This window comes from Nonomuraea basaltis (genome assembly GCF_005893125.1).
Classification (GTDB): domain Bacteria; phylum Actinomycetota; class Actinomycetes; order Streptosporangiales; family Streptosporangiaceae; genus Nonomuraea; species Nonomuraea basaltis.
This window is the reverse complement of sequence record NZ_VCJS01000549.1, coordinates 1-1,446: the sequence shown is the minus strand read 5'-3', so window position 1 is coordinate 1,446 and position 1,446 is coordinate 1. Positions and strand designations below refer to the sequence as shown.

At 67.0% G+C, this 1,446-nt stretch carries 1 protein-coding gene; it reads right to left on the bottom strand.

Annotated elements, in window-relative coordinates; translation table 11 throughout:
- Positions 1 to 564: 564 nt before the first annotated feature.
- The gene (locus tag EJK15_RS69310) at positions 565 to 1,167 is read right to left on the bottom strand and encodes a hypothetical protein (protein WP_138720923.1); all 603 of its coding nucleotides are present in this window, start codon (positions 1,165 to 1,167) and stop codon (positions 565 to 567) included.
- Positions 1,168 to 1,446 lie beyond the last annotated feature (279 nt).

Genomic DNA, 1,446 nt, shown 5'->3' with positions numbered 1-1,446 from the left:
AAGAGTGCTCCTCGCTCTGGAAGGTTGTTGATCTCGACAATCCGTAATCTTCCAGATCAGGGGCACTCTTCGTTGTCTATCGGGTCATTTCGTCTCGGATCTCCTCAAGGCCTATGAATAGCCAAGGTCTGTGACAACCGTCATTCTCAGAAGCATCGAATAGGCGACACCTGATTACGCGAGGTCGCCAGTGCTGGGCCCGGTTAACGCCGGATTCCATTCCAAATCTCTCTGACCCCCATCTCCGGCAGGGGCCACCGCACGTCGCGGCGGGACAAGCCGCAGTCCGTCATCCTTGACGACGAGCCATTCTGATCATCGCAGAGTCGCAAGCCCGCGAAAGTAACCCCCCGGCAAGGACAGGCGCGGACAAAACCCGCGAGCCCCTTGCCGGGGTTACGTCGCGGAGGTCGGTTTTCGGGGGCATCGAGCCCCCGAAAACCGCTACTGCGCCCGTGCCCGTGGCGCACGGCCCGTCAGCGCCGGCTCCACATTCCGGCCCGAGCCCGACGCAGAGCCACCTGATCAGCGCTCACGCCGGTCGGCCCACGAGTGAGGGCTTGATCACACGCGAGGGTCGTCCAGCAGGATGAACCCGTCGGCGTCCGTGGCCGTCAGGCGGTGCACCGTGAAGCGACGCCCGGGCAGCTCGTTGACTGGTAGGCCCGCCTGCTCCGCGATCCGAGCGGCCGGGACGCGCAGCGGGGCGGACGCCGGATGCCGGGCCGTGACGAGCTCCGCCTGATCGCCGACGGTCAGCAGCACCCGCACCTCGTTGCCCGCCTCGGGGGCGAGAGCGGGCCACCGCCCGCGATCCTTTTCCAGCCAGTGCTGTGCCGTCATGGTGGCCAGGCCCGCATGCTTGGCCAGGTCCCGCACAGGGAAGTCGCCACGAAAGCGGCCGCGGGCCGCCATCATCAGCAGGCGCCGGCGGGCCTCCAGACCGACCAGAGCCTCGCGCACCACCTCAAGAGTCTCCTTCATCTCCGCCACCGACTCCGGCAGATGATCAAGGTTCTCCTGATTGCCGAGCTCGTGCAGCAGCCGCCCCAGGCCACCAGAGGCAATCAGCGCGGCCAGCGCGCCGGACGGGTCGTCCGAGGCGCGGGAGTAGGCGACGGTGAAGCGCTGCTCGTCGCCGCTGCCTGGGTGCGCCATGATCTCCATGGGTGACTCCCTCCACTGCTCGTGTACCAATTCGGTACAGGACGTCGAGCGTACCAGATTGGTACACGCGGTGGGGGAGTTCTTCCGCCTCCCCGGCAACCCGCCGGGCTGTGGATCAGCGTCCCGGCTGCCCCGACCGGGGACGCACCCCATGGTCGCGCGGCGACCCGTCCGTCGCGGGCGAGCGCCCCGGATATTCCGCACACAGGGCGCTCGCTACGCTCGCGTCCTTCGGATCGGCCTTCGGCCGACCCTGTGCACTGTCTCTTATAAACATCT